Below are 25,119 nucleotides of genomic sequence, written 5' to 3' on the forward strand. Positions count from 1 at the left end.
CGATGGTGATCACAGTAGGGGAGGGGTCTGACAATGACTCGACGGGTCGTGCTCAACTGGCCCTGAGCTGCGGTTTCTACGCGGCGTCCAGGGCGGCGCGGCAGGCACGCAGCAGCTGTTCGTCCTCGCCGATGTTGTCGCTCCAGTAGGTGTCGGCCCGCGCCTGGTGCCGCCGTGGCGTGGCGAGTTCCGTACGGAGCAGATCGTGGGCGGGCGCGCCCGCCGGCCCCATCCGGGTCAGGCAGTCGGCGAGGAGGGGGCGGGTGTGCGCGTTCTGCTCCCAGGCGGAGCGGAGCGCCGGGAGGACCGGTTCCGGATCTCCGGCGATGTCCCACAGGGAGCCCGCGGCGCTCGCACGCAGCCACACCTTCCCGGAGTCGGCCATGCCGCGCAGTGCCGGCAGGGCGGGTCGGGCCGCGGGCCCCAGTCGGCCCAGGGCCTCGGCCGCGTTGCGTGCGTGGAGCTGCCCCGCCACCAATTCCCTTCGCAACGTCGGCAGTACGGCCTCGGCGTCGCCCTCCAGCGACCAGAGCGCACCGGCCGCCGCCACCGCGCACTCCCCGTCCAGCAGTTCACGCAGGGCCGGTATCGCCTCCCGCGCGTCCGGGCCGCACCTGCCGAGCGCGTCGGCGATCGCCCGTACGAGCCATTCCCGGCTCCGCAGCCCCTCCGGCGCCCCGTGCAGCAGCCGCAGCATCTCCGGTACCGCCGGCGCGTGTCCCAGCCAGCCGAGCGCGAACAGCAGCGGCACCGCACGGTCGTAGGTGTCGAGTGCGTCGAGGGGCAGCTCGCCGAGCCGCTCGCGCAGCAGCGGAGCGAGCGGGGCCGCCGCGGGGCCCAAGTGCTGTACTACGTAGCCGGTTTCGGGGGGTACGACCGGCCCGTCCAGCACCTCGGCGAGCGCCGCCACCGCGCGCGGATCGCCGGCTCTGGCCAGCGCCTTGAGCGGGGCGCCGAGGGCCGGTGTCCCGTGCTCCCACTGGCGTATTCGGTGCTCGGAGCCGACCGCCACCAGGGCGGCGAGGTGGTCGGCGGCCGGGGCGGCCAGACCGAAGAGTGTCTCCAGGACGGAGGCCGCGGCATCGCGCAGCCGCTGTTCCTCGGTGACGACCTGTTCGCCGATCAACGCGACCAGCTCTTCGTACGAGCCCCGCCATTCACGGAGCAGCCCCGCCGCCATCCACACGCCGTTGCACCGGTCGGCCGGCTCGTCGCTGCTCAGCTGTCCCTTGAGCAGGGCGATCCGGTCGGCGGTCCGGCCGCCGAGCGCGGTGTGCAGCGTCCGCAGGAGATGACCCCCCTCCTCGTCGTCGGGGCGCAGGCGCCGCAGGTGGCCGATGAGGGTGTCGGTGTCGGGCCGCTCGGGCTGGTCCGGCACCCGGGGGCGTCGTGATCTGGCCCGGAGCAGCGCGACGACGGTGGGAACGAGGTCGGCCGGCAGGCGATCGGGTGCGCAGCCGGCGAGTTGGCCGAGGGCGGCGAGCCGCAGCCCGGGGTCGTGCGGAGCGGCACCGAGTTCGACGAGGTACTCCACCGCGGGAGCGGCGGACGCGGGGTGCAGGCGCGCGAACAGCCCCAGGCCCTCGGCCAGGGCCGGCCGGACCTGTTCCTCCTCTTCCTCCTCGAGTCGTCCCGTCAACAGCCCAAGGACGCTCTCCGGTTGGCCGAGGAACCGCACGAGCGCCGTCGGTGCCGCCCGGCGCACCTCCGGGTCCCGGTCCGCGAGCAGACCGACGAAGGCCTCGGCGCCCGAGCGAACCGCCGTCCGGGCCATGGCGTAGTTGCCCTCGGCGCCGTCCCCGTCTTCGAGCGGACCGTCGTCGAAGGCGTCCCCACCGCCGATGCTGACGAGCAGCTCCACGACGCCGGCCCGGTCGCGGAGTTCCGCGTGTCCGACGAGTTCGAACAGGAACGGGATGCACGCGAGCGTCGAGTCGTAGACATCGCCCTGATGGTGCACGGCTCCGTACATCCCGTCGAGCGCTCTCTCACGCTCCTGCGGGCACGTGGAGGTCAGTCCCCGGAGCAACTCCGGGACGTCCTCGGCGCTTCCATAGGCATGCTTCATCGAGGCCCAGCCGACCTCGTCCATCCCCGTGAACACGGCATCCTCCCCAGGTGTACGACAACTCATCGTGAGTGTGCACCAAGGCACTGACAGTCACATGTGCCTTTTGGGGCGTGTTCCGGCGCCGGGGCCGGCAAGGGCCCGCCGCCCGCGCCCAGGGGATTCGCATCGAGGCGGGGACGGCGGGGGACCGGTGGGACGCGTCAGACTCCGACGCCGAAGTCGGAGGCGATCCCGGACAGACCCGAGGCGTACCCCTGGCCGACCGCGCGGAACTTCCACTCCGTGCCGTTGCGGTACAACTCGCCGAAGATCATCGCGGTTTCGGACGCGGCGTCCTCCGACAGGTCGTAGCGGGCGAGTTCGGTGCCGCCGGCCTGGTTGACGACACGGATGAACGCGTTGCGGACCTGGCCGAAGCTCTGTCCGCGCGCGTCGGCGTCGTGGATCGAGACCGGGAACACGATCTTGGCGACCTCGGCCGGTACGCCGGCCAGGTTCACCTTGATCGACTCGTCGTCGCCCTCGCCCTCACCGGTCAGGTTGTCGCCGGTGTGCTCGACCGAACCGTCCGGGCTCTTCAGGTTGTTGTAGAAGACGAAGTGCTGGTCCGAGAGGACCTTGCCCGACTCGTCGACCAGCAGCGCGGACGCGTCGAGGTCGTAGTCGGTGCCCGTCGTGGTCCGCACGTCCCAGCCCAGACCGACCAGGACCGCGGTCAGGCCCGGCGCCTCCTTGCTGAGCGAGACATTGCCGCCTTTGGACAGGGAAACTCCCACGCTGCTCTCCTCCGTGCTGCCGTCGGCCGGGCGAGTGGATGCCCGGCACTGGATGGATCGACACCAAAAAAACTACATCACTGTAGAAATAAAGCGGGAGTTGTCGGCCGGAACTTGTCGGTCCTACGTGCTCCTCGCCACGATGCCGGGCGTGACCAGGCCCGTTTCGTACGCCGTGACGACCGCCTGGACGCGGTCGCGGAGGCCGAGTTTGGCGAGGATGCGGGCGACATGGGTCTTGACCGTCGCCTCGGCCAGGTGGAGGTGGGCGGCGAGTTCGGTGTTGCTCAGGCCCTGGGCGAGCAGACGCAGGACTTCGAGTTCGCGTGGGGTCAACGGGGCAAGGTCGCGAGGGAGCGCGGCCGTCTCCGGGGACCGGCGGGCGTGGCGTTCGACCAGGCGGCGGGTGATCGCCGGAGCCAGGAGCGCGTCGCCGGAGCGGACCAGGCGGACGGCGGAGACCAGGTGTTCGGGGGTGACGTCCTTGAGGAGGAACCCGCTGGCCCCGGCGGACAGCGCCGCGTACACCAGGTCGTCGAGGTCGAAGGTGGTCAGGATGATCACGCGAGGCGGGTCGGACGCGCCGGTCAGGATGCGGCGGGTCGCCTCCAGGCCGTCCAGTTCCGGCATCCGGATGTCCATCAGCACCACGTCGGGGCGGGTGCGGCGGACCGCCTCCACGGCTTCGGCGCCGTCGGCCGCCTCCGCGACCACGTCGATGCCGTCGGCCATGAGGATCATCCGGAAGCCCGTACGGGCGAGGGTCTGGTCGTCGGCGACCACCACGCGCAGCGGTGACGTCATCACGCCTCCAGGGGGATCAGCGCGGTGACACGGTAGCCGCCGGTCGGACGTCGTCCGGTGTCCAAGGTGCCTCCGTACACGGCCAGTCGCTCGCGCAGACCGAGCAGGCCACGGCCGTTTCCGGTGGTCGTCGCGGACGCGTCCGGCGTGCCCCCGGTGTCCTTGACGTCGACACGGAGACGGTCGGTGCCGTACTCGACCGTCACTGTCGCCCTGGCACCGACCGCGTGCTTCACCGTGTTCGTCAACGCCTCCTGCACCACCCGATACGCGGCCAGGTCGACCCCCGACGGCAGCGCACGGGGCGGCCCCGTGATCGTCAGTTCCACGGGTACACCGGATTCGCGTACCCGTCCGACCAGGGACTCCAACCGGTCCAGGCCCGGCTGCGGCGCGAGATCCACCGCGGCGGCCGGTTCCGGCCCTTCGGCCTCCATCGTCAACAGCCCCATGGCGTGCCGCAGTTCGGCCATCGCCGCCCGGCCGCCGGCCTCGACCGCGAGCAGGGCCTCGCGGGCCTGGTCGGGCGCGACGTCCATGACCTTGCGGGCGGCGCCGGCCTGGATGACCATCACGCTGACGTTGTGGGTGACGACGTCGTGCAACTCACGGGCGATGCGGGCCCGTTCATGCTCGGCGGCGCGGCGCAGCTCCGCGGCCCGCTCACGTTCCAGCGCCGACATCCGTGCCCGGCTCTCGTCGGCCCGCAGCTTCCACATCCGCAGCCCGCTCGCCGCCACCACGAGCGGGACGAGGATCAGCAGCGTGACGTACTGGGTGGGGACCGTGGGCGACACGTACGGGGAAGTCGGCCCCGAGTTCATCGATGTCCCGACCGTGGCGACCGAGACCGCGGTCACCGGCAGACTCGCCAACGTGGCCACGCGGTAGGGGCCGTAGGCCGCCGCGCTGTAGGCGGCGACGACACAGGGGTAGAAGACCAGGCGCTGTGCGTCGTGCGGTGTCAGCGCCGCGGCGCCCGTCACGATCCACAGCACGGCCAGTGGGTAGCGGCGGCGCAGTGCCAGCGGCAGCGTGGCGACGACCGCCAGCGCGAGCGCCACGATCACACTGCCCGTCTGCGTCGAGCCGGCGAACGGGGCGATGCCGTCGTGGGCGTCGCGCACCCGACCCGCACCGGATTCCACGGCCCACTCGGTCAAGGCGCCTGCGAGGACGAGCGTCAGCGTGACGTCGAAGACGAGGTTCCGGCGGGTCGGTCGCGGGAGCGGACCGGCCTGAAGCCTCAGGTGTTCGAGGGCCGTGCGGAGGGTCAGGGAGTGGGCGAAGAGGCCCTTGCGCAGGCCAATCACCCGTCCCAGCAGGTGCCTTGGGCGCAGGGGGTGTTTCGGCGGTACGGGCGCGTCCGATCGCGGAGGGTCCAGGACCCCCACCGGGTCGGCCGAAGAGTGCCCGATCGACGCGTTCATCACCGGGCCATTCTCGCCGCGCGCCGCCCGCTCCGGCATCCTCCTTGCCGACCCCGGCGCGACCTCCCTCTACATCGCTCGCCTACATCGCAGGGATGACCCGGTACGGCCTCATCCGGACGCGGTAGCGGAAATGACTCGGCCGACCGACGCGCCCGGAGCGGCGGCGCACCTAGCGTCCGGGCAGACCGGCCGACTGGCGGGCGGGACCGAGGGAGACACCATGACCACACCCCTGATCGAACTGTGCGAGGTGAGCCGGAAGTACGACGACGGGCCGCCCGCGCTGCACGACACGTCGCTGACCGTCCGGGCAGGCGAGGCGGTCGCGATCCTCGGACCGTCCGGCAGCGGCAAGTCCACCCTGCTCAACCTGATCGCCGGCCTGGACCGGCCGGACACCGGGACGGTCACCGTGGACGGCGTACGGGTCGACGGGCTCGGCGAGGCCGCCTCGGCGCGCTACCGGCGCGACAGGATCGGGATGGTCTTCCAGTTCTTCAACCTGCTCGACGACCTGACCGTCGCCGACAACGTCGTCCTGTCCGCCCAACTGGCCGGGATGCCCCGCGGCGAGGCACGTCGCCGCGCGGCGGAACTGCTCGGGACGCTGGGTGTCGACCGGCACGCCCGCGCCTACCCCGGGCGGCTGTCCGGCGGCGAACGCCAGCGTGTCGCCGTGGCCAGGGCCCTGATGAACCGTCCGCCCCTGCTGCTGGCCGACGAGCCGACCGGCGCCTTGGACAGCGCCTCCGGGGAGGAGGTCGGCGCACTGCTCACCGATCTCAACGCCGACGGACAGACCATCGTGGTCGTCACCCACGACCCCGCGCTGGCCCGGTCCTGCACCAGCCGCACGGTCCGGCTCGTCGACGGCCGGATCACCGAGGACGTCAGGCCGGAGGCGGTCCGATGAGCGTGCTGGGCCGGGTCGTGCGCTCGGGCGTCGGACGCCGCCGGGTGCAGACCCTCGTGATCGGGCTGACCATGACGATGGCCGTGACCGCGGCCGTCCTCGGCGGATCGCTCCTGGTGGCCTCCAGCGCGCCCTTCGACCACGCCTTCGCCCGGGAGCACGGGGCGCACCTGTCCGTGCAGTTCGACGCGCGCCGCGCGACGGCGGCGCGGCTGTCCGCCTCGGCGGACGCCCCGGGGGTGGCCGAGGCGTCAGGCCCGTTCGGGACCGCGACGGTCACCCCGCACACCGACATCGAAGGCATGGGCGGTGGCATGGACGGCGGCATCGACGGGGTGCCGATGACGGTCGTCGGCCGCGCCGAGCCGCACACCGGCGTCGACCTGGTCGCGCTGACCGAGGGACGCTGGGCCGAGCGGCCTGGCGAGATCGTGATCTCTGACGGATCCCAGCCGTTCCCGAGCCTGGGGCGACGGCTCACGTTCCCCGCACTGCCCGGGGGCCCGACGCTGAAGGTGGTCGGCCTGGCCCGGTCGGCGAGCCGCACCGGCGACGCCTGGGTCGTCCCCGCCCAGATCGCCGCGCTGACGCCGCACGGCCGCGGCGCAGGTTACGAGATGCTCTACCGTCTCACCACGGCGGACACCGCCGCCCGGGTCGCCGCGGGCCGTCGCGCGGTGACAGCGGTCGTCCCGGCGGGAGCGGTGAGCGGGGCGCAGTCCTGGCTGACCGTCAAGAAGGCCGCCGACCGGGAGACCGCGCTGTTCGTTCCGTTCCTGCTCGCGTTCGGTGTCCTCGGCCTGGTCATGTCGGTGCTCATCGTGGGCAATGTGGTCGCGGGGACGGTCGGCGCGGGGCTGCGGCGCATCGGCATTCTCAAGGCCATCGGGTTCACCCCGCACCAAGTGGTACGGGCCTACGTCGGCCAGGCCCTGGTCCCGGCCGCGATCGGCACCGCCCTCGGTGTCGTCGCGGGCCACCTCGCCACCGTCCCGGTGCTGTCCGAGACCGCGAACGTCTACGGAACGGGCGGCCTGGCGGTCGCTCCCTGGGTCGACATCGCCGCGGTCGCGGGGGCGCTGGGTCTGGTGGCGGTCACCGCCTGGGCCGCCGCCTGGCGGGCGGGGCGGCTGCGTACGGTGGACGCGCTCGCCGTCGGCCGTACGCCGTCTCCCGGGCGTGGCCGACGGGCGGGCCGGGTGAGCGCTCTGCTGCCGTTCCCGAGGCCGGTCGGCCTCGGGCTGGCGCGTCCTTTCGCCCGCCCGGCCCGCTCGGCAGCCATGGGCGCCGCCATCGTCTTCGGCACGGTGGCCGTCACCTTCGCCGTCGGCCTGTCCTCGTCGCTCGCCGAGGTGATGGAGGCGCGGGCGCACGACGCCGCCGACGTCACCGTCGGAGTCTCGGGACCGCGGAACTCCATGGCACCGGGCGCCAAGAGCCAGGGCGCCGAGAACCAGGACGGCGAGAGTCCGGGCGCCAAGACTCAGGGTGCCAAGAATCCGAGTGCCCAGGCTCCGGGCGCCGCGAAGGAGACCGAGGCCGATCCCGCCGCGATCACCGCGGCCATCGACTCCCAACCGGGCACCGGAAAGTACTACGGCATCGCCACCACCCAGGCCACCGTCTCCGGTGCGGCCGGTGTCATCAGCGTCGTCGCGTTCACCGGGGACGCTTCCTGGGGCGGCTACGACATGGTGTCGGGGCGGTGGATCGAGGGGCCCGGTGAGGCCGTCGTACCGACCCCCTTCCTGACCGCCACCGACACCCGGGTCGGCGACACCGTCACCCTGAACGACCACGGCACGGCCGTCACGGTCCGGATCGTCGGAGAGGTCCTCGACACCCACCACCAGGGCATGGAGGTCTTCACCGACCGCGTGACCCTCGCCGCCGCCGAACCGGACCTCCAGGTCGAGAGTCACCACATCGCGGTGAAGGCCGGCACGGACGTGGCGGCCTACACCGACCGGCTGAACACCGCACTGCGGCCGCTGGGCGTCACCGCCGAGAACGGCCGGGTCGGCAACAACAGTGGCACCGTCGCCGTGCTGAACTCCCTGACCGCGGTGCTCACCCTGATGCTCGTCGCGGTCGCCGGACTCGGCGTGCTCAACGGAGTCGTCCTGGACACCCGGGAACGGGTCCGCGACCTGGGCATCCACAAGGCCCTCGGAATGACGCCGCGGCAGACCGTCGTCATGGTCGTCACCTCGGTCGTCATGACCGGACTCGTCGGCGGCGCCGTCGGAGTGCCGCTCGGCGTCGCCCTGCACGGCTGGATCATGCCTGCCATGGGACACAGCGCCGGGCTGAACCTGCCCGAGTCCGTCATCGCCGTCTACCGCACGCCCGAACTGGTCCTGCTCGCCCTCGGCGGACTGCTGATCGCCGTCCTGGGCGCGCTGCCGCCCGCGGGCTGGGCCGCCCGGACCCGCAGCGCCGTCGCCTTGCGTACGGAATAGCAGCGGAACAGGAGCGGAACGGGAACGGAAGGGCGACGGAAGGGGGAGCCGGGAGCCGTGCGATTCGAGCCCATGGTTGTACTGTTGCGCAAAGCGGCAATCTTCAAGTGGGTGGCGGCCAGTGGGGCGTGCCCTCGACCGAGGCGAAGAAAGGCGGGCGCGCGATGCTCCGCAACGGACTGGAACCCTGGCACCTGCTGATCGTGGCGATCGTGCTCATCGTGCTGTTCGGCTCGAAGAAGCTGCCGGACACCGCCCGTGCGCTGGGCAAGTCGATGCGCATCCTCAAGAGCGAGACCAAGGCGATGAAGGACGAGAACCCCGCGTCCGCCGCCACCGCCGAACAGGGCACGGCTCCCGTGACCCCCACGGCGGTCATCAGGAACTCCGCCGAGCAGGCCGCCCCGCGCGCGACGACCGAGGCTCCGAGCGCCGCGCACTGAGCCCATGTGGTCCGTGTCCGGGGACGGCGCACACCGCCCCCGGACACGGACACGTCTGAGGACTCAGTCCTCTTCGCCGCCTTCGTCGTCGTCGCCCTCGAAGAAGTCACCCACCTCGTCGACGACTTCGGCCGCGACCAGCCCGCCGACCACCCCCACCGCGAGTCCCGCCGCGCCGGCCGCGACCGCGGTACCGAGGCCGGGCCCGGAGCGGTGGCCCTCATGACCGGACCCGTAGTCGGACCCGTAGCCGGACTCATGGGCCGAGTGCTGCCCGTACCCGCTTGCGGCGGCATACGGATCGGCGTGGCCGTACGTGGCGTGCGAGCCGTACGACGCCCGGTGCTCGACCAACTGCCTGACCCAGCCGTCGACTTCGCTGTTCCAGTCGCGGCCCCCGACAGCGTGATGGCTCACCGTGAAGCGAGTGAGGGCGTCCTGCCCGGACTCGAAGAGCCCGCCGCGCTTGTCGGCCTCCAGGACGATCTCCATGCCGGCCGGGGTGGCCAGGAAGGTCAGCTCGATCTCGTTCACCGCGTGCGCGTACTGCGGCGCGGGTGTCAGCTCGATCTCCTGGTAGAAGGGCAACTGCTGCCCCGTACCCCCGATGTGGCCGTGTTCGAGATCGGCGGACTTGAAGCCGAAGCCCAGCTGCCCCAGCGCCTCCAGGACCGCTTCCTGGACCGGCAGCGGACGCACCGTGAGCGGATCCAGGTCGCCCTTGTCCCTCGCACCGGCCACCGCGAGCTCGGTGCGCACACCGAGGACGATGCCCAGCGGCTGCCCGTACAGCTCGCTGACCGGTGTCTCCCACGGCAGGGACACACTGAACGGAACGCTGTACCGCTCCTGCTCGGCGAGGCGGAAACCGCCGCCGACCGTGAACCGCTCGAAGACGACGGCGCCCTCGCTCTCCCCGTCCTCGTGCTCGGCCTCCACCCGGGCGATCAGTTCGAGCCCGATGTGCTCGATCTCCACGTCCGCGCTGCCACCCTGGAGATGGACCTGCCCGGACAGGATCCCGCCGGGCGCCACCGCGCCGCCGTCGAGAACCGTGTCCACCGAGGGGCCGCCTGCGCCCATCGCCCCGAGCAGCCGTTTGAACACCATGTCGGTGTGGCTCCTTCACTGATCGCACTCATCGTTCCGAACCGGCTCGGAGCGAGCCCCGAGCCGGTGGGATCAGAACTGACGGCATCGGTAATGAAGTTCCCAAGTCACCTGGACGGAGGCATCTTTCACGACTGGGTGCGCCCGAAGCAGTGCTCCAGCTCGTCCAGGTCGTAGAACGCGCTGCCCTTCGCCACGGGCGCGCAGCCCGCCTTGAACGCGGTCTCCTTCTCGTTGTAGAGCATCCGCACCAGATAGGTGTCGCCCTTGCGGAACACGTCCCACTGGATGTTCGCGGCCATCGGGGCCACCGAGCCGCCCCGCCAGGGGTTGTCCGTATAGGTGTACGGCCGAGTCGTCGTCACCGGCTTCGTGCTGCCCGGCAGCCGCATGAGTGCGGCGAGCGGGATGATCTCCTCGGCGTGGGTGAAACGCAGCTCCGCGCCGAGGTCGCTGGTTCCGTCACGCTTGGCCTCGGCCTTCTTGAAGAAGTCGTCGAGCAGGACGTCCGCCATCTTGTACGTGATGTCGCTGTCCGCGAAGCCCGGTCCCTTCTCGTAGAAGTCCTCGGCGTCGCTGAGACAGGCGAACCAGGCGGCGTCGCGCGGGGCGAGGTAGCGCTCCAGGTGCCAGCTGCCCTCGTCGGTCATGGCCGGGGCGATGCTGTAGAGGTTGTAGACCGCCTGGGCCGCGTCCACCTCGCTGCCGATGGAGGCGAACTCCCCGTCCGAGATCCGCTGTACGAAGGCCGGGGTGAAGATCCTCTTCAGGATGTCGCGGGCCGCGCGGTGGGTGGCCGGCTGCTCGGTGACGTTCTTGAGCGTGGTGGCCAGCCGCTGGTCGTGGGCGATGTAGTCGCGGTAGGCGGCACCGCCCGCGGACTTGTGGAAGTAGAGCAGGTCGGGGTCGGTGCGCGCCGGGCCGATGAGGGGAGCGAGAGCCGGGTCGGCGTCGGTGAGCGCCGAGGCGAAGAGGGCGCCGCTGTCGACGGCGCGGCCCTGGCCCGAGCTGACCACGTCGATCGGCTCGGAGTCCTTGGCGATCCGCGCGAACAGTCCGGGCAGCCGCTGTGCCATGCGCGCCGCCGTGTCCTGGATCTCCCGCTTGCCCCGGCCGCTGAGGTTGCCGTATCCGACCTTCTCCATCGCCGCCAGCAGCGAGCGCACCTGCGGGCCGAACTCCGCACCGGGACGGGTGAGTTGGCCCTCGCTCTCGGCCTTGTCCCACAGCTGGAGGATCAGCTCTCCGTCCTCGCCGCTCGTCGCCGCGCGCGAACCGTGCCGGGACACGTTCTCGGTGAACACCGGGACGAAACCCTTCGGTGCCCGCTGGTACGTACGGGCGTTCTGCTGCGGCGCGTACGGCGTCTTCGTCCCGTAACTGCCCGACGCCCCGCCCGCCGCCTGCGCAGGGAGCGGGGACATGAGGAGGACGGAGAGCGCGGAGAGGGTGAGGGCCAGGGCGGGGGCGGCCGCGATGCGTTTCATGAGGGCGTCGATTCGTCCGGGGGCGGGCTCGGTGATCGGCCGCATCGTTTCCGGACGACGTGAACGTCGGGTGACTGTGACATGGCGGGCGCCGGGTGCGCATGCCCCGGCGCCCGCACCTCGAACAGGCCCGAAATGACACCTGGTTGAAGAAGGGCTACCTGGTTGAAGAGGTGTTGGCCGAGGAACTGCTCTGCTGACCAGGGACCTGCCCGCTCCCGTGTCCGGGGACCTGCCCGCTCCCGTGCGGGGGTCGTGACCGTCCTCCCGGCCTCCGCAGGAGTGGGCGGCGGCCGAGCGCGGGCAGCGCGGGCGGGGTGAGGAAGCCCTCCGCGCGGGCGGCGGCGATCCCGATGCGGGGGAGATCGCTGCTCTTCTCGAAGAGGAGGTAACGGGGCTCCCAGACGGGCCGGTACTTGGCGTTGGCCCGGTAGAGGGACTCGAGTTGCCACCAGCGGGAGAGGAACGTCAGCACCGCGCACCACAGACGCAGCACGGGTCCTGCGCCCAGCCGGGAGCCGCGCTCGAAGACGGAACGGAACATGGCGAAGTTCAGCGAGACCCGCTGCACCCCGATCTCCTCGGCGCGCAGCAGGAGTTCGATGACCATGAACTCCATGAGGCCGTTCTCGGAGTCACGGTCCCGGCGCATCAGGTCGAGCGACAGCCCCTTGTCGCCCCACGGCACGAAGCTCAGCACGGCCCGCGGTTCGTCCTGGCTGTCACGGCACTCCAGCATCACGCACCGGCCGTCGCCCGGGTCGCCGAGCCGGCCGAGAGCCATGGAGAACCCACGCTCGGTCTCGCCGTCCCGCCAGTGGTCCGCCTTGTCGATGAGGGTGGCCATGTCGGCCTCGGGGATGTCCTCGTGGCGGCGGATGCCGACGGTGTACCCGGCCCGGCGGATGCGGTTGTGTGCCTGGCGCACTCCGCGCATCGCGCGCCCTTCGAGGGTGAAGTCGGCGCGGTCCACGATGGCTTCGTCGCCGAGTTCGAGGGCGTCGAGGCCGTGCCGGGCGTAGATCGTGCCGGCCTCCTCACCGGCGCCCATCACGGCCGGCGTCCAGGCGTGCCGCCGCGCCTCGTGCAGCCATGCCTCGATCGCACCGGGCCAGGCCTCGGGGTCGCCGATCGGGTCGCCGGAGGCCAGGGTCACTCCGCCGACCACCCGGTAGGCGATCGCCGCCTTGCCGCTCGGGGACCACATGACGGCCTTGTCGCGGCGCAGCGCGAAGTAGCCCAGCGAGTCCCGCTCACCGTGCTTGGCGAGAAGGTCGCGCAGACGTCGCTCGTCGTCCTCGCCGAGGAGTTCCCGCCCGCGCGGCGCGCGGAAGCAGGCGTAGAGCACGAGCAGGAAGGATGCCGCGATCAGGATGTTGACGATCACGTCCACCCAGCGGGGCGCGACCACCGAGTCGAGGCGGTCGGCGAGCGGGCCGACGCTGACCCCGCGCAGCAGCGTGTACGCGATCCGGTCGCTCAGCGGTGCCCCGGACACCTTGTTGGTGGCGCTCACCAGCAGCGTTCCGAGGGTGCCGCTGACCAGGAAGCCACCGGCGCCGACGGCCAGCGCCAGCCGGGGGTTGGAGCGGTCCCCGACGGCCTGGAACTCTCTTCGACCGACCAGCAGCGCGACGACGAAGAGCCCGGTGAACACGGTCGAGAACCAGTTGAAGCCGTGCCGTCGGTACTGCTCCTGCGTGAGCGCCAGGACGTACAGCCCGAAGAGCGGTCCCGCCAGCAGCATGTTGAAGATCCACGCGGCCCGTTTGCGGCGCCGCATCACCAGGGCCAGGAACAGCGCCAGCGCGGCCGAGACCAGTCCGGCGGTGGCCAGGTACGGGGTGAAGAACTCGCCTCCGTTGTGCTCGTGCACCTCTTCCCGGAACGGCAGCGACGTGACCGCCACCACGTTGAGCAGTGCGAGGAGTCGCAGGTACCAGACCGTGGCCGCGGCCGCCCGTGGTCGCAACCGGGCGGCGATGGCTGGCCGTCCGGTCGGGTCCGTCCGGCGCGACTTCGAGTTCCTCTGTTCCGGGACGAGTACTGGCTGTTGTGCAGACACCGTGGAGCATCACCTTGGGGAGAGGGCGGTGGGGGAGAGCTGCGGGAGCGGGGGCGGAGAACTCTGTGTGTTCCCTGAGAGGGCCAGAGCGGGGAAACCCTACATGTTGTAAGGAAGGGGCGAGTTGTGGTCGCGGTGAGGATTGCCGCCGAGGGTCTTAACGAGTGGCGGTCAGCGGTGTTGCGGGGAAGGACTGCCTGGTCCCGGCGGTGCCGCGGGGTAAGCAGCTGGTAAGAATCGAAGCGCGGACGGAATCTCCGCGGTGGGGGCGCGACCGCACCGCCGGGCTGTCGCCATGCGTCCCGCGCAGGGACGCGGGCACCGGGACTCCGATCCGTCACTCGCGTATTACCGCAGCTCAGGCGCGTGATGCCTGTCTTGCGCGGCCCCCGTGCCAGTTGATCGGCCGATCTGCCCTCGTTACGGCCGACCCGGGCTCGGGATGCGATCCGCGTCCACTGTGTTGCGATTTGCACGCTCTCTTGACCGTTAGTTAGGCATGCCTACACTAAGCCCCGCTCTTGGCCGTCCGGCCTGGTATTTGCTGCATCGGAGAGAGGCCCGAGGTGTGGGACGACGCGTTTCCCAGCTTTCTGATCGGTCTGCGTGAGGGGTTGGAAGCGGGACTGATCGTCTCGGTTCTGGTGGCCACGCTCGTACGGTCCGACCAGCGCGCCCGACTTCCCCATGTGTGGACGGGAGTTGCCGCCGCCATCGGGTTGTCGATGAGCTTCGGTGCGGTCCTCACGTTCACGGCGGCGAACCTGCCCGGGAAGTCGCAGGAGGCGTTCGGGGGCACGCTCAGTCTGGTCGCGGTCGTGTTCGTCACCGCCATGGTGTTCTGGATGCGGCGCTCGGCCCGTACGTTCTCCGGCGAGATCAAACAGAAGGTCACCGCCGCGCTGGGCATGGGAGCGGGCGTACTGATCGCCACGTCGTTCCTCGCCGTCGGCCGCGAGGGTCTGGAGACCGCGCTGTTCCTGTGGACCACCGCGCAGGCCGCGGGGAGTTCGTCGGGTCCGCTGGCCGGAGCGGCGGTCGGACTGCTGCTCGCCGCGGCGCTGTGCTGGGGCCTGTACCGGCGCGTCCTGCACATCAACCTCACGCGGTTCTTCAGCATCACCGGCGCCGTGCTCATCGTCATCGCCGCGGGCGTCCTCGGCTACGGCATGCGCGACCTCCAGGAAGCCACGGTGATCCCGGGCGGCACGTCGTACGCCTTCGATCTGTCGGCGCATCTCGACCCGGCCTCCTGGTACGTCACCGTCGTCCAGGGCACGCTCAACCTCACCCCGCAGATGACCTGGCTTCAGGTCGGTGTCCACGGTGCGTACCTGGCGATCGTGATGACGCTGTTCGTACGCGGCGTCCGCGGGGCGGCCCCGGCGAAGCCGGTGCCTGTGGCGTCCGCCGCCGCGGTGGCCGAGACGGCGGACGGCTCCGTGCCCGTGGGGCTCGCTGCCGCGGTGGCCGCCGAGCCGACGTCCGGGGCGTCCGCACCCGCCGCGGGCACGCAGCTCGCGGTGCTCCCCGCGACGGACGTCGCGGGGGCAGCCAAGCGCGTGTCCGTGCCGCTCGACCCCGCCGAGGCGGAGCAGCCCGCGACGCCCGCCGCCATGCGGGCCGAGGGTCCCGCCGACCCCGACGCCAGGAGTGCCGCCGCGTCGACCGCCGTCGAGGCCGAGCGGTCCGCCGCGCCCGCTCCGGCCGGGGGTGAGGCCGGGTCTGTTGCCGCCGACGCCGACAGGGCCGCCTCGTCGGCCGCGATCGAGGCCGAGGCCGACCCGTCCGCCACGTCCGCCGCCGAAGGCGAGCGCGCCTCCGTAGACGAGGCCGCCGCTGAAGGCGAGCGCGCCTTCGCAGGAGAGCCCATCGCCGAAGGCGAGAAGTCCGCCGAGCCTGCCGACTCCGGACCCGAGGAGCCGTCCGCTTCCGCCGAGGGCGCCGTGGCCACGCCGTCCACCCCCCGTCGCTTCCCCCGCTGGACGGTCCCCGCCGTTCTCGTCGCCGTGCCCGCGCTCATCGCGGGGATCACCGTCGCCGCCAGCAGCGGAAAGCCCGCGTCCGGGACGCCCGTCGTCGAGGTGTCCGCGGCCGACTGCGGCAAGGGCTTCACCGCGCCCAAGCCGGGTCGGCAGACCTTCCAGGTGCGCAACACCGGCTCCCGTACCTCCGAGATCTATCTGATCGACCCGGTCAGCAACGCCGTCTACGGCGAGGTCGAGGGCATCGCCCCCGGCACCACCCGCGCCCTGATCGCCACCGTCGGGACGGGCTCGTACGCCTGGCGTTGTGTGCCCAACGGCGGGAAGGCCGTCACCTCGGCAGCCGTACGCGTCGGCGCGGGCGGCGGCTCCGTCCAGGCCGTACTGCCGGTCTCCGAGAAGGACCTCGCCGCACCGCTGGCCGCCTACCGGACGTACGTCGACCAGGGTCTGGCCGACCTGCAGACCAGGACACGCACCCTCCAGAGCGACCTGGACGCCGACAAGCTCGACCAGGCCCGCAAGGACTGGCTCCCCGCGCACACGCAGTACGCCTCGCTCGGCGCCGCCTACGGAACGTTCGCCGACTTCGACGCGAAGATCAACGGACGTACGGCCGGACTCGCGGGCGGGGTCGACGACCCGGCCTTCACCGGCTTCCACCGCATCGAGTACGGCCTGTGGCACGGCCAGTCCGCCGCCACCCTCGCGCCGTACGCCAAGCAACTCGCCGCCGATGTGGACGCCCTGCGCATGGACTTCCCGAAGCAGGACTTCGACCCGGCCGACCTCCCGCTGCGCACCCACGAGATCCTCGAGAACACCCTGCACCGCGAACTGAGCGGCAACGCCGACTACGGCAGCGGCACCGAGCTGGCCACGACCGAGGCCAACCTCGACGGCACCCGCGAACTGCTCAGCCTGCTCCGCCCGCTGATCGACAAGCGCAACGCGAAGGTGATCCCGGCCGTCGACACATGGATGCGGCGCACCGAGCAACTGGTGCTCGCCCAGCGGGCCGAGGACGGCACCTGGACGCCGCTGGACAAGCTGTCCGACACCGACCGGCAGCGCCTCGACGGCTCGGTCGGCCAGTTGCTGGAAGAGCTCGCCCCGATCCCGGACCTCCTGGAGATCCGCAAGGCCGCGTGAGCAGCCCAACGCCTGCTTGAGCAGCCCCGAGGCCGCGTCAGCAGCCCGGCGGCGCCGACCCCGAGACCGTCGGCCCACCCGCGCACCGAACCACCGCCCCCGCAGTACCGGGACCATGTGCCCACAGGAGAGGACCTCCCCCGATGACGACCCCGAGCCAGGACGACCAGGCCGCGCAGGGCGGCTGCCCCTTCGGCCGCCGTACGTTCACCAAGACCGCCCTCGGCGTCGGCGCGGCCGGAGCCGCCCTGGCGGGCGCCGGGCTCGTCGGGGCCCAGGTGGCCGCCGGCAGCACTCCCGCCGCGGCGGCCGACTCGGGCAGCGGCAAGGTGTCCTTCCACGGCGCCCACCAGGCCGGCATCACCACCCCCGCGCCCACGGCCGCCGTCTTCGTCTCCTTCGACGTCATCGCCGAGGACCGCACCCAACTGATCGCCCTGCTGCGCACGATCACCGAACGGGCCCGCTTCCTGACCACCGGTGGCACCCCGGCCGACCTCGGCGTGGGCGCACCGCCCTCCGACAGCGGTCTGCTGGGCCCGGACCTGCCCGCGGACGACCTCACCGTCACCGTGGGCGTCGGCGCCTCGCTCTTCGACGACCGCTACGGCCTCGCCGACCGCATACCGCGCCACCTCAAGCCGATGCGCACCTTCCCGAACGACAACCTCGACGCCGCCGAGTGCCACGGCGACCTGTCCTTGCAACTGTGCGCCGCCAACTCCGACACGGTGCTGCACGCCCTGCGCGACATCACCCGGCACACCCGCGGAGCGATGCAGATCAAGTGGCGCGTCGACGGCTTCCAGAACCCGTCCCGTCCGACCGGCGCGCAGCGCAACTTCCTCGGGTTCAAGGACGGCATAGCCAACCCCGACACGACCTCGTCCCGCGAGATGGACAAGCTGGTCTGGGTCACCGCGGCCGACGGCGAACCGTCCTGGGCGGTCGGCGGCAGCTACCAGGTCATCCGCATCATCCGCATGCTGGTCGAGTTCTGGGACCGGGTCTCGCTCACCGAGCAGGAGAAGATGATCGGCCGCCGCCGTGACACCGGCGCACCCCTGGACGGCGCCCAGGAGACCGACATCCCGCGCTACACCAAGGACCCCAAGGGCGAGGCGATCCCGCTGGACGCACACATCCGGCTCGCCAACCCCCGTACGGCGAAGACCGACACGGCCCGGATCCTGCGCCGCGGCTACAACTACGACCGAGGCGTCGACAAGGCGGGCAACCTCGACATGGGCCTGGCCTTCTGCTGCTACCAGCAGGACGTGGCCCGTCAGTTCGAGGCGACCCAGACGCGTCTGATCGACGAGCCGCTCGTCGACTACATCAGCCCCACCGGGGGCGGCTACTTCTTCGTGCTGCCCGGGGTGAAGGACAAGTCCGACTGGCTGGGCCGCTCCCTCGTCGAGGGCTGATGCGAAGGGTGAAGAGGGGGCTGGGCCGGGGCCGGCAGCGGGGGCAGACGCGAGGCCGTCCCGTCCAGCATGCCGAGCAGGAACGGCATCACTCCCCGCTCCAGCAGGGCCAGTTGCCACTCCTCATGGGCCCGTCTCACCTCGGGATCGCGGTCCTCCGAGGTGGGGCGGTCGCGCGTCGCCAGTGACCAGAGAAGGTCGCCCAGCGCCGCGCCCGCGGTCACCGCGGCCAGGATCACCACCACCATGATCAGCCCGTCGTTCAGATGCGGGCGTACGTCGAGGGCGTGCAGGTCGAACCCGCTCAGGACGTACACGCCCGCGGCGACGACGCCGAGACTCGGCACGAGCAGCGCCGAGACGGACACGGAGCCATCCCCCACACGTACGGCGGCCTTTGAGGGTCCGCCATGTCGTTGCGAGTCCCGCACGCGGAGGTACCGGTCGTACTCGACCGCGGCGGTCGAGGAGAGCGAGGGGCGCGCCTGAAGGGCTTCGGCGCGCAGGCGCTCACGCGTGTCCGCCACGCCGACGCGGTCCACGGCTGCCATGATCTCGGGGGAGTGGAGGGCCCGGTCCAGGATCCGCTCGAAGGTGCCGTCACTCGGCGCCGCCGGACCGTCGTCACGTTCCTTCATTTGGGGGTCCCCCGAGACGTAAGAGGCTCACGATGAGGCAAACCCTACAGTATGTAGGGTTTCCGCTCGTCAACCGCTTCGGTGTCGGGTCTCCATCGGGTCGCGGGATCTTCGTGGGATCATCGGTACGGGACACGTCGCCCTGCGCCGAGTGTCACGGCCTCCCGGTGGCCCGGTGCACGAAGGCGGGCGGGAGGTTCGACCACACCACGGGCGAGCGTTCCAACCTCTCGAAGCGGCCGGCCAGTTCGGCGGTGAAGTCACGCGCGGGCGGAGTCCAGGCCGCGTGCAGATACGCGAAGGTGGTGAACCGGCCGCCGGGCGCCAGGACTTCACTCACGGCGTCCAGGATGCGCCCGCGCCGCTCCCGCGACATGACCGTCCACGGCAGCCCGGAGACCACCGCGTCGACCGGTCCGCTCACCGCGGCGGGCAGCTCGGCGGCCGAACCCCGCACCACGGTCAGCCGTTCGTCGCGTCGCGCGGCCGACAGCCGTGCCGCGAGCAGCGGATTGAGCTCGACCGCGACGAGCCGCGTGTCGGGCGCGAGCCGGGCGAGGATCGCGTCGGTGAACACCCCGGTCCCCGGGCCCAGTTCGACGACGAGCCGGGCTCGCTCCAGACCGATGCCCTCGGTCATCGCGTGGGCCAGCCGACGTGAACTGGCCGCCACGGCACCGGTCATGAGGGGCCGTCTGAGGAACTCGGTGGTGATCGACATGGCGCCCATGCTGGAAGCACGCCGGGTGGCCGCACGTCGTATCCCCGGCCGGTGCGCGTACGACCGCGGGAGGACCCCGTGACGCCCCGCAGGACGATGCGGCGGAGCGGGCCCCGGTCATAGCGTGAGGCGGTGCAACGGCTGATCGAGACCCTGCTCCGCCGGCGGCGCGGCCATCCGTGGCTGACGGACGTCCTGTTGGTCGTGCTGGTGGCCGTGCCCCCGGTCATCCGCCCGGAGCCGGGCTGGCGGCCGGTCTGGGTACAGGTGGGTGTGTACGTCGCCCTGGTGCTGCCGCTGCTGTGGCGCCGCCGTCGGCCGGTGCTCGTCGCGGCCCTGGTGACGGCGGCCTTCTGGGCGCAGTACCTCGGACACGTGTGGGGACAGGAACCGGGGCGTGGCGCCGTCGCCCTGGCCGCCGTCCTGGCCACCCTCACCGTGCGCGGTCTGCGCCGCGCCGCCGCGCTGACGGTGGTCTGTGCCGCGGCCTGCGTAGTGCTGTGGATTCCCGCGTGGCAGCGGGAGTACGTGGGTCCGGGCGCCCGAGGTGCCTGGCTCACCCCGCTCGCGGTGGGGTTGCTGCTGGCCGGGGCCTGGGTGTTCGGCGAGTACGTCCGTGCCCGGCGCGCCTACCTCGCCGAGTTCGAGCGGCGGACCGTACTCGTCGAGTCGGAGCGCCTCGCCCTGGCCCGGGTCGCCGTCGCCGAGGAACGGGCGCGCATCGCCCGCGAGATCCACGACGTCCTCGCGCACAGCGTGAGCGTGATGGTCCTCAACGCCGAGGGCGGCAGGCTGATGCGGCATGTCGACCCCGCCGTCGTCGACCGCACCCTCGGCGTCATCAGCGCGACCGGCCGCGAGGCGCTCGGTGAACTGCGCCGACTGCTGGAGGTGCTGCGTACGCCCGACGCGGCCGCCTCAGCCGATCCCGACCCCGACTCCGCCCCCGCCCCCGACTCCGCCCCCGAGCACCTCTCGGCCGATCTGCGTCGGCTGATCGGACGCCTCGACACGAGCGGCACGCGCGCCCGGCTGGACCTGCGCGGCGAGCAGGACGGCCTTCCGGCGGACCTCACCGTGCAGACGTACCGCATCGTGCAGGAGGCGCTCACCAACATCGTCAAGCACGCGCCGGCGGACGCCACGATCCACGTACGGGTCGACACGGGTGCTCAGGGGCCCGGGCGGCTGGTCCGCGTGCGGGTGGAGAACTCGGCCGGAGCCGCGGGGGGCGCCGTCACCGAGCGCCCCGCCCCGCTGCCCTCGTCCGGTCGCGGCCTCACCGGCATGCGCGAACGCACCGCCCTGTACGGCGGGAGTGTCGACGCCGGGCCCACACCCGACGGCGGCTACCAGGTCGCCGCCACCCTGCGCGCCTCCGGGCCCGAGCCCACCGGGACGGCCCCATGACCGGGCCGACCCCGACCTCGACCCCGTCCCCGTCCCCGACGTCGTCCCCGTCCCGCGTGCTGATCTGCGACGACCAGGAGCTGATCCGGATGGGGCTGCGCATGGTCGTCGACAGCCAGCCCGACCTCACCGTGGTGGGCGAGGCCGCCGACGGCGACGCGGCGATCGCGGGCGCCGCCGCCCTGGAGCCGGACCTCGTCCTGATGGACGTACGCATGCCCGGTCTGGACGGACTCGCCGCCACCGAGCACCTCTGCGCGCAGCCCCACGGGCCCCGGATCCTCGTCGTCACCACCTTCGACCTCGACGAGTACGCCTACGCGGCCCTGCGTGCCGGCGCGAACGGCTTCCTCGTCAAGGACGCCCCGGCCGAGGAGATCCTGGTGACCGTCCGGGCGGTGTTGCGGGGCGAGGTCATGGTGGCGCCCTCGCTCACCCGGCGCCTGGTCGAACGCTTCGTCCTGCACGGGCCCGCGTCCGCGTCCACGCCCGCCCAGCGCCGGCGCCTCGCCGCCCTCACCGAGCGGGAGCGGGAAGTTCTCGCCCTGGTCGCCCGGGGACTGGCCAACGGCGAGATCGCGGCCCGCCTCTTCGTCGGGGAGACGACCGTCAAGACCCACCTCGGCCGCGTCCTGACCAAGCTCGGCCTCCGGGACCGTATCCACGCGGTGATCTTCGCCTACGAGAGCGGGCTGGTACGGGCCGGGGACTGAGCGGTGACGGGGGTGAGGGGTGGCGGTGGCGGGGGTGCGCGGTGACGGGGATCGAGCGGCGACGGGCATCCCGCCGTTCGGCGGGACTTCTCCGCCGTCTGGCGCTGCCTTGTGACCGCGGGCGCGAGGCACGATGGCAGCCAGTGGTCACAGGGACGTGGCCCGGACGCAGGGAGAGCCGATGACCACCAATGCTTCCGCCGAGGCGCAGGGCTCCCGGGTGGGGCCGCCCCCGCCGTTCGACCCGGAACTCGCCGCCGCCCTCGAGATCATCCGCGAACAGCTGCCGTCCTCGTTCAGCATCGAGATGATCCCGGCGCTGCGCGAGGGCGTGGCACTGTCCGAAGGGGCGGACCTGGACCTGACCCGGGACGGCGCCTTCGCGGTGGAGGAGCGCACGGTGCCCGGGCCGCAGGGCGCACCGGACATCTCCCTGCTCATCTGCCGGCCGACCCGGGCCGCCGCGGCCGTGCCCGTCGTCTACCACGTGCACGGCGGCGGCATGGTGATCGGCGACAACCGCACCGGCGTCGCGGAAATGCTCGACTGGGCCCAGGAGTTGGGCACGGCCGTGGTGTCGGTGGAGTACCGCCTCGCACCCGAACACCCGCATCCGGCCCTCGTCGAGGACTGCTACGCCGGACTGAAGTGGACGGCCGAGCACGCCGGGGAACTGGGGTTCGACCCCGAGCGGATCATCGTCGCGGGCGAGAGCGCCGGGGGCGGTCTGACCGCGGCGGTCGCCCTGCTCGCCCGGGACCGCGGCGCACCGGCGCTCCTGGGGCAGGTGCTGTTGTGCCCGATGCTCGACGACCGCAACGACACCCCCTCCAGCCGTCAGATGGCCGGTCTCGGCGTGTGGGACCGCGCGGCGAACCACATGGGGTGGACGGCCCTGCTCGGTGACGCCCGCGGCCGCCCGGACGTCTCTCCCTACGCCGCCCCGGCCCGCGCCGAGGACCTCTCCGGCCTGCCCCCGGCCTTCATCGACGTCGGCTCGGCGGAGACCTTCCGGGACGAGGCCGTCGCCTACGCGAGCGGCCTGTGGCAGGCGGGCGGCCGGGCCGAACTCCACGTATGGCCCGGTGGCTTCCACGGATACGACCTGATGGCGCCGCAGGCCGCCCTGTCCCAGGACACCAAGGCCGCACGTCTGCGCTGGCTGCGCCGGCTCCTGGAGAACTGAGCCCGTCCACCGGGTGTTCTCGCCGGTGACGGCTTGGCACCGGGCGCCGGAAGACGGAGCATGAGGAGGCGACGCGTTCCGGTGGCCCGTGCGAGGTGAGTGAGTTCGGTGAAGGAGCTGGCGGGAAGGCTCGCGGCGCTCGACCCCGACGCGGGTGCCGCACTCCAGGTGATCTCCTACTTCGACCGGCTGATCGAGGGCCGGGCGGGTCTGGAGTCCCTGGTGCGGGGCGCGGCCGTGCTGTCCGGCTGCCCGGCCCGGCTCGTCGACGAGGAGCGCGGGGTCCGCGTCCGGGTCGAGGCCGACGGGCTGCGCCGGGACGACGGCGGCCCTCTCGATCCGGCCTGGCCCTCGACCCCCTTGACGCCGGACGGACCGCCTGCCGTCTGGCTGGAGCGCACGGGAGTCTCCGACGGGGTCCACGCGATGGTCCTTGAGCGCGCCGCGGCCGCCGCCCGGGTGGTGCTCGACCGGACGCGCGGGCGGGCTCCGGAAAAGGCCCGCGAGGCCGACCCCGCCTCGGTCGAGGTGCTCCTGGACCCCTCCGCCGCCGAGCACGCCCGGCGTCAGGCGGCCGTCCGGCTCGGCCTGCGGGACGCGGCCGCCGCCCGTGTGGTGGCGACCGCGGAGGGCGGGCCGCTCGTCGAGGCGGTGCCCGCCACCGGCGACAGCACGCCCACCACCGGTGGCCGTCGCGCGGGCATCGGCCCCGCGGTGCCCGTGGGGGACCTTCCGGCGTCGTGGGCCGCCGCCCGCACCGCCCTGCGGTTCACCGCGGAGGGCACCGACCAGGACCCCGGCCCCCGCACGGTGTACGCGGACGAGCTGGGCGGCCTCGCGCTGCTCGCGGACACGGTCGGCCCGACCACGGAACCCGTCCCCGACGTCCGCGCCCTCGAACGCGCCGTCGCGACGGCACCCTGGGTGGCGAGCACGCTGAACGCGGTCGCCTTCAGCACGAGTCTGCGCGCCGCCGCGGCGGAGCTGAACGTGCACCACTCCACACTCCAGGACCGCCTCGTCCAGGCCGAGCACTGGCTCGACTGGCCGGTCCACGACCCGCACGGCCGGCTCCGCCTCCAACTGGCGCTGGTCCTACGGCGGTTGCACCGGAACGCGGCACGCTAGTACTGCTACACGGAGCGGTGGTACTGGTCGGGGACGTGGACCTGGATCTCCGTGCCCAGTTCACGGGCCGCCAGGCGTGCGAACGAGGGGTTGCGCAGCAGCTCGCGCCCCAGCAGCACGGCGTCGGCCTCGTCGTTGGCGAGGATCTTCGCGGCCTGCTCGGCGTCGGTGATGAGACCGACGGCGGCGACGGGCAGCGAGGTCTCCGCCTTGACCCGGGCGGCGAAGGGGACCTGGTAGCCCGGCCCGACCGGAATGCGTGCGCCCGAGACGTTGCCGCCGGTGGAGACGTCCAGCAGGTCGATGCCGTGCGCGCGCAGCTCGCCCGCGAAGCGGACGGTGTCGTCCGCGCTCCAGCCGCCCTCCTCCAGCCAGTCGGTGGCGGAGATCCGGAAGAACAGCGGCTTGTCGTCGGGCCAGACCTCCCGCACGGCGTCCACGACCTCGAGGGCGAAGCGGACACGGTTCTCGTACGAGCCGCCGTACGCGTCGGTGCGGCGGTTGGAGTGCGGGGAGAGGAACTCGTGGACGAGGTATCCGTGGGCGCCGTGGATCTCGGCGATCTCGAAACCGGCGTCCAGGGCGCGCCGCGCCGCGTCCGCGAACTGACCCACGATCTCCCGGATCCCGGCCACGGTCAGCTCGGTCGGCACCGGGTGCCGCTCGTCGAAGGCCAGCGCGCTGGGAGCGAGCGGCTGCCAGCCGTACGCGTCCTCGCCGACCGGCGCGCCGCCCTTCCAGGGACGGTCGGTGGAGGCCTTGCGGCCGCTGTGCACGAGCTGGATCGCGGGCACGGTGCCCTGGCTCCCGAGGAAGCGGGTGATCCGGCGGAAGGCCTCGACCTGGGTGTCGTTCCAGATGCCCAGGTCGTAGGGGCTGATCCGGCCCTCGGGGGAGACGGCGGTGGCCTCGACGACGATCAGCCCCGTGCCGCCGGCGGCACGGGCCGCGTAGTGGGCGAAGTGCCAGTCGTTCGGCGCGCCCGTCGAGGGTCCCTCCGGCGCGGCCGAGTACTGGCACATCGGGGGCATCCACACCCGGTTCGGGACGGTCACCTCGCGCAGGGTGAAGGGCTCGAAGAGCGTGCTCACGGCGGACTCCGTTCGTCGAGGGTGCCGAGCTGCACCTCGTACGATAGGCATCGTAGTACGGGATGTGTCAAACTACGAGAGACGTCGAACAATCCTCGTACACT

The 25,119-nt window shown here is 72.2% G+C and carries 19 protein-coding genes; 9 read left to right on the forward strand and 10 right to left on the reverse strand.

What is annotated here, in order from left to right; translation table 11 throughout:
• Positions 1-76: 76 nt before the first annotated feature.
• The 4 genes from AQJ27_RS24670 to AQJ27_RS24685 all read right to left on the reverse strand — a co-directional run bounded on the left by AQJ27_RS24670 (position 77) and on the right by AQJ27_RS24685 (position 4,961).
• Entirely contained in the window at positions 77-2,104 is a 2,028-nt protein-coding gene (locus AQJ27_RS24670; protein ID WP_067372822.1) for a HEAT repeat domain-containing protein, read from the reverse strand.
• Between the two features lie 167 nt (positions 2,105-2,271).
• A complete protein-coding gene (locus AQJ27_RS24675; RefSeq protein WP_054228841.1) occupies positions 2,272-2,847 on the reverse strand; it encodes a TerD family protein in 576 nt (191 codons plus the stop codon).
• Positions 2,848-2,970: 123 nt separating this feature from the next.
• On the reverse strand, positions 2,971-3,651 hold the full coding sequence (locus AQJ27_RS24680; protein WP_067372825.1) for a response regulator: 681 nt from the start codon (positions 3,649-3,651) through the stop codon (positions 2,971-2,973).
• Positions 3,651-4,961, reverse strand: a complete 1,311-nt coding sequence (locus tag AQJ27_RS24685) for a sensor histidine kinase (protein ID WP_425275226.1) — start codon at positions 4,959-4,961, stop codon at positions 3,651-3,653. Before AQJ27_RS24685 ends, AQJ27_RS24680 begins: the two co-directional genes overlap by 1 nt.
• A 343-nt stretch (positions 4,962-5,304) precedes the next feature.
• On the opposite strand from AQJ27_RS24685, the gene AQJ27_RS24690 reads away from it, so the two are divergent.
• From AQJ27_RS24690 to tatA, 3 genes are all read left to right on the forward strand, one after another.
• Positions 5,305-5,997: an ABC transporter ATP-binding protein gene (locus tag AQJ27_RS24690; protein ID WP_067372828.1), complete on the forward strand. Its 693-nt coding sequence runs from the start codon at positions 5,305-5,307 to the stop codon at positions 5,995-5,997.
• The gene (locus AQJ27_RS24695; protein ID WP_201264328.1) at positions 5,994-8,459 is read left to right on the forward strand and encodes an FtsX-like permease family protein; all 2,466 of its coding nucleotides are present in this window, start codon (positions 5,994-5,996) and stop codon (positions 8,457-8,459) included. The genes AQJ27_RS24690 and AQJ27_RS24695 overlap by 4 nt, the downstream gene beginning before the upstream one ends.
• Before the next feature lie 164 nt (positions 8,460-8,623).
• The gene (gene tatA / locus AQJ27_RS24700) at positions 8,624-8,902 is read left to right on the forward strand and encodes a Sec-independent protein translocase subunit TatA (protein ID WP_067372831.1); all 279 of its coding nucleotides are present in this window, start codon (positions 8,624-8,626) and stop codon (positions 8,900-8,902) included.
• A 63-nt stretch (positions 8,903-8,965) separates the two neighbouring features.
• On the opposite strand, the gene AQJ27_RS24705 is transcribed toward tatA, so the two are convergent.
• From AQJ27_RS24705 to AQJ27_RS24715, 3 genes are all read right to left on the reverse strand, one after another.
• Positions 8,966-10,012, reverse strand: a complete 1,047-nt coding sequence (locus AQJ27_RS24705) for a sporulation protein (RefSeq protein WP_067372834.1) — start codon at positions 10,010-10,012, stop codon at positions 8,966-8,968.
• A gap of 128 nt (positions 10,013-10,140) precedes the next feature.
• Positions 10,141-11,499: a histidine-type phosphatase gene (locus AQJ27_RS24710; protein ID WP_067373493.1), complete on the reverse strand. Its 1,359-nt coding sequence runs from the start codon at positions 11,497-11,499 to the stop codon at positions 10,141-10,143.
• Between the two features lie 157 nt (positions 11,500-11,656).
• Positions 11,657-13,564 carry a phosphatidylglycerol lysyltransferase domain-containing protein gene (locus AQJ27_RS24715; RefSeq protein WP_079065226.1) on the reverse strand — a complete coding sequence of 636 codons (1,908 nt, stop codon included), beginning with the start codon at positions 13,562-13,564 and terminating at the stop codon, positions 11,657-11,659.
• Positions 13,565-14,130: 566 nt separating this feature from the next.
• On the opposite strand from AQJ27_RS24715, the gene efeU reads away from it, so the two are divergent.
• Positions 14,131-16,701 (forward strand): iron uptake transporter permease EfeU, encoded by a 2,571-nt coding sequence (efeU, locus tag AQJ27_RS58790; RefSeq protein WP_235613566.1) that lies wholly within the window; start codon positions 14,131-14,133, stop codon positions 16,699-16,701.
• 143 nt (positions 16,702-16,844) lie between these two features.
• Entirely contained in the window at positions 16,845-18,128 is a 1,284-nt protein-coding gene (efeB, locus tag AQJ27_RS24725) for an iron uptake transporter deferrochelatase/peroxidase subunit (RefSeq protein ID WP_067372837.1), read from the forward strand.
• Here the strand turns inward: efeB and AQJ27_RS24730 are convergent.
• A complete protein-coding gene (locus tag AQJ27_RS24730; protein WP_067372840.1) occupies positions 18,059-18,766 on the reverse strand; it encodes a hypothetical protein in 708 nt (235 codons plus the stop codon). The two genes, efeB and AQJ27_RS24730, sit on opposite strands and share 70 nt — an antisense overlap.
• 154 nt (positions 18,767-18,920) lie before the next feature.
• Positions 18,921-19,487, reverse strand: coding sequence for a class I SAM-dependent methyltransferase (locus tag AQJ27_RS24735; RefSeq protein WP_067373495.1), 567 nt, complete (start codon positions 19,485-19,487; stop codon positions 18,921-18,923).
• A gap of 132 nt (positions 19,488-19,619) precedes the next feature.
• Here AQJ27_RS24735 and AQJ27_RS24740 point away from each other — a divergent pair, with 132 nt between their 5' ends.
• From AQJ27_RS24740 to AQJ27_RS24755, 4 genes are all read left to right on the forward strand, one after another.
• On the forward strand, positions 19,620-20,897 hold the full coding sequence (locus AQJ27_RS24740; protein ID WP_079065227.1) for a sensor histidine kinase: 1,278 nt from the start codon (positions 19,620-19,622) through the stop codon (positions 20,895-20,897).
• Positions 20,894-21,610, forward strand: a complete 717-nt coding sequence (locus tag AQJ27_RS24745; protein WP_067372843.1) for a response regulator — start codon at positions 20,894-20,896, stop codon at positions 21,608-21,610. The genes AQJ27_RS24740 and AQJ27_RS24745 overlap by 4 nt, the downstream gene beginning before the upstream one ends.
• A 181-nt stretch (positions 21,611-21,791) precedes the next feature.
• Positions 21,792-22,796 carry an alpha/beta hydrolase gene (locus tag AQJ27_RS24750; RefSeq protein WP_067372846.1) on the forward strand — a complete coding sequence of 335 codons (1,005 nt, stop codon included), beginning with the start codon at positions 21,792-21,794 and terminating at the stop codon, positions 22,794-22,796.
• A gap of 108 nt (positions 22,797-22,904) precedes the next feature.
• On the forward strand, positions 22,905-23,924 hold the full coding sequence (locus tag AQJ27_RS24755) for a helix-turn-helix domain-containing protein (protein WP_067373501.1): 1,020 nt from the start codon (positions 22,905-22,907) through the stop codon (positions 23,922-23,924).
• A 5-nt stretch (positions 23,925-23,929) separates the two neighbouring features.
• Here AQJ27_RS24755 and AQJ27_RS24760 read toward each other — a convergent pair whose 3' ends face one another.
• Positions 23,930-25,015, reverse strand: a complete 1,086-nt coding sequence (locus AQJ27_RS24760; protein ID WP_067372849.1) for an NADH:flavin oxidoreductase/NADH oxidase — start codon at positions 25,013-25,015, stop codon at positions 23,930-23,932.
• Positions 25,016-25,119: the final 104 nt, after the last annotated feature.

Origin of the sequence: Streptomyces olivochromogenes (assembly GCF_001514115.1) — a bacterium.
GTDB lineage: Bacteria > Actinomycetota > Actinomycetes > Streptomycetales > Streptomycetaceae > Streptomyces > Streptomyces olivochromogenes.

Bases quoted from the DNA above. Each gene is read 5' to 3' on its own strand.
- AQJ27_RS24680 (WP_067372825.1), bottom strand. From the start codon at position 3,651: ATGACGTCACCGCTGCGCGTGGTGGTCGCCGACGACCAGACCCTCGCC.
- AQJ27_RS24690 (WP_067372828.1), top strand. From the start codon at position 5,305: ATGACCACACCCCTGATCGAACTGTGCGAGGTGAGCCGGAAGTACGAC.
- AQJ27_RS24695 (WP_201264328.1), top strand. From the start codon at position 5,994: ATGAGCGTGCTGGGCCGGGTCGTGCGCTCGGGCGTCGGACGCCGCCGG.
- tatA (WP_067372831.1), top strand. From the start codon at position 8,624: ATGCTCCGCAACGGACTGGAACCCTGGCACCTGCTGATCGTGGCGATC.
- AQJ27_RS24705 (WP_067372834.1), bottom strand. From the start codon at position 10,012: ATGGTGTTCAAACGGCTGCTCGGGGCGATGGGCGCAGGCGGCCCCTCG.
- AQJ27_RS24710 (WP_067373493.1), bottom strand. From the start codon at position 11,499: ATGAAACGCATCGCGGCCGCCCCCGCCCTGGCCCTCACCCTCTCCGCG.
- efeB (WP_067372837.1), top strand. From the start codon at position 16,845: ATGACGACCCCGAGCCAGGACGACCAGGCCGCGCAGGGCGGCTGCCCC.
- AQJ27_RS24730 (WP_067372840.1), bottom strand. From the start codon at position 18,766: ATGAAGGAACGTGACGACGGTCCGGCGGCGCCGAGTGACGGCACCTTC.
- AQJ27_RS24735 (WP_067373495.1), bottom strand. From the start codon at position 19,487: ATGTCGATCACCACCGAGTTCCTCAGACGGCCCCTCATGACCGGTGCC.
- AQJ27_RS24745 (WP_067372843.1), top strand. From the start codon at position 20,894: ATGACCGGGCCGACCCCGACCTCGACCCCGTCCCCGTCCCCGACGTCG.
- AQJ27_RS24750 (WP_067372846.1), top strand. From the start codon at position 21,792: ATGACCACCAATGCTTCCGCCGAGGCGCAGGGCTCCCGGGTGGGGCCG.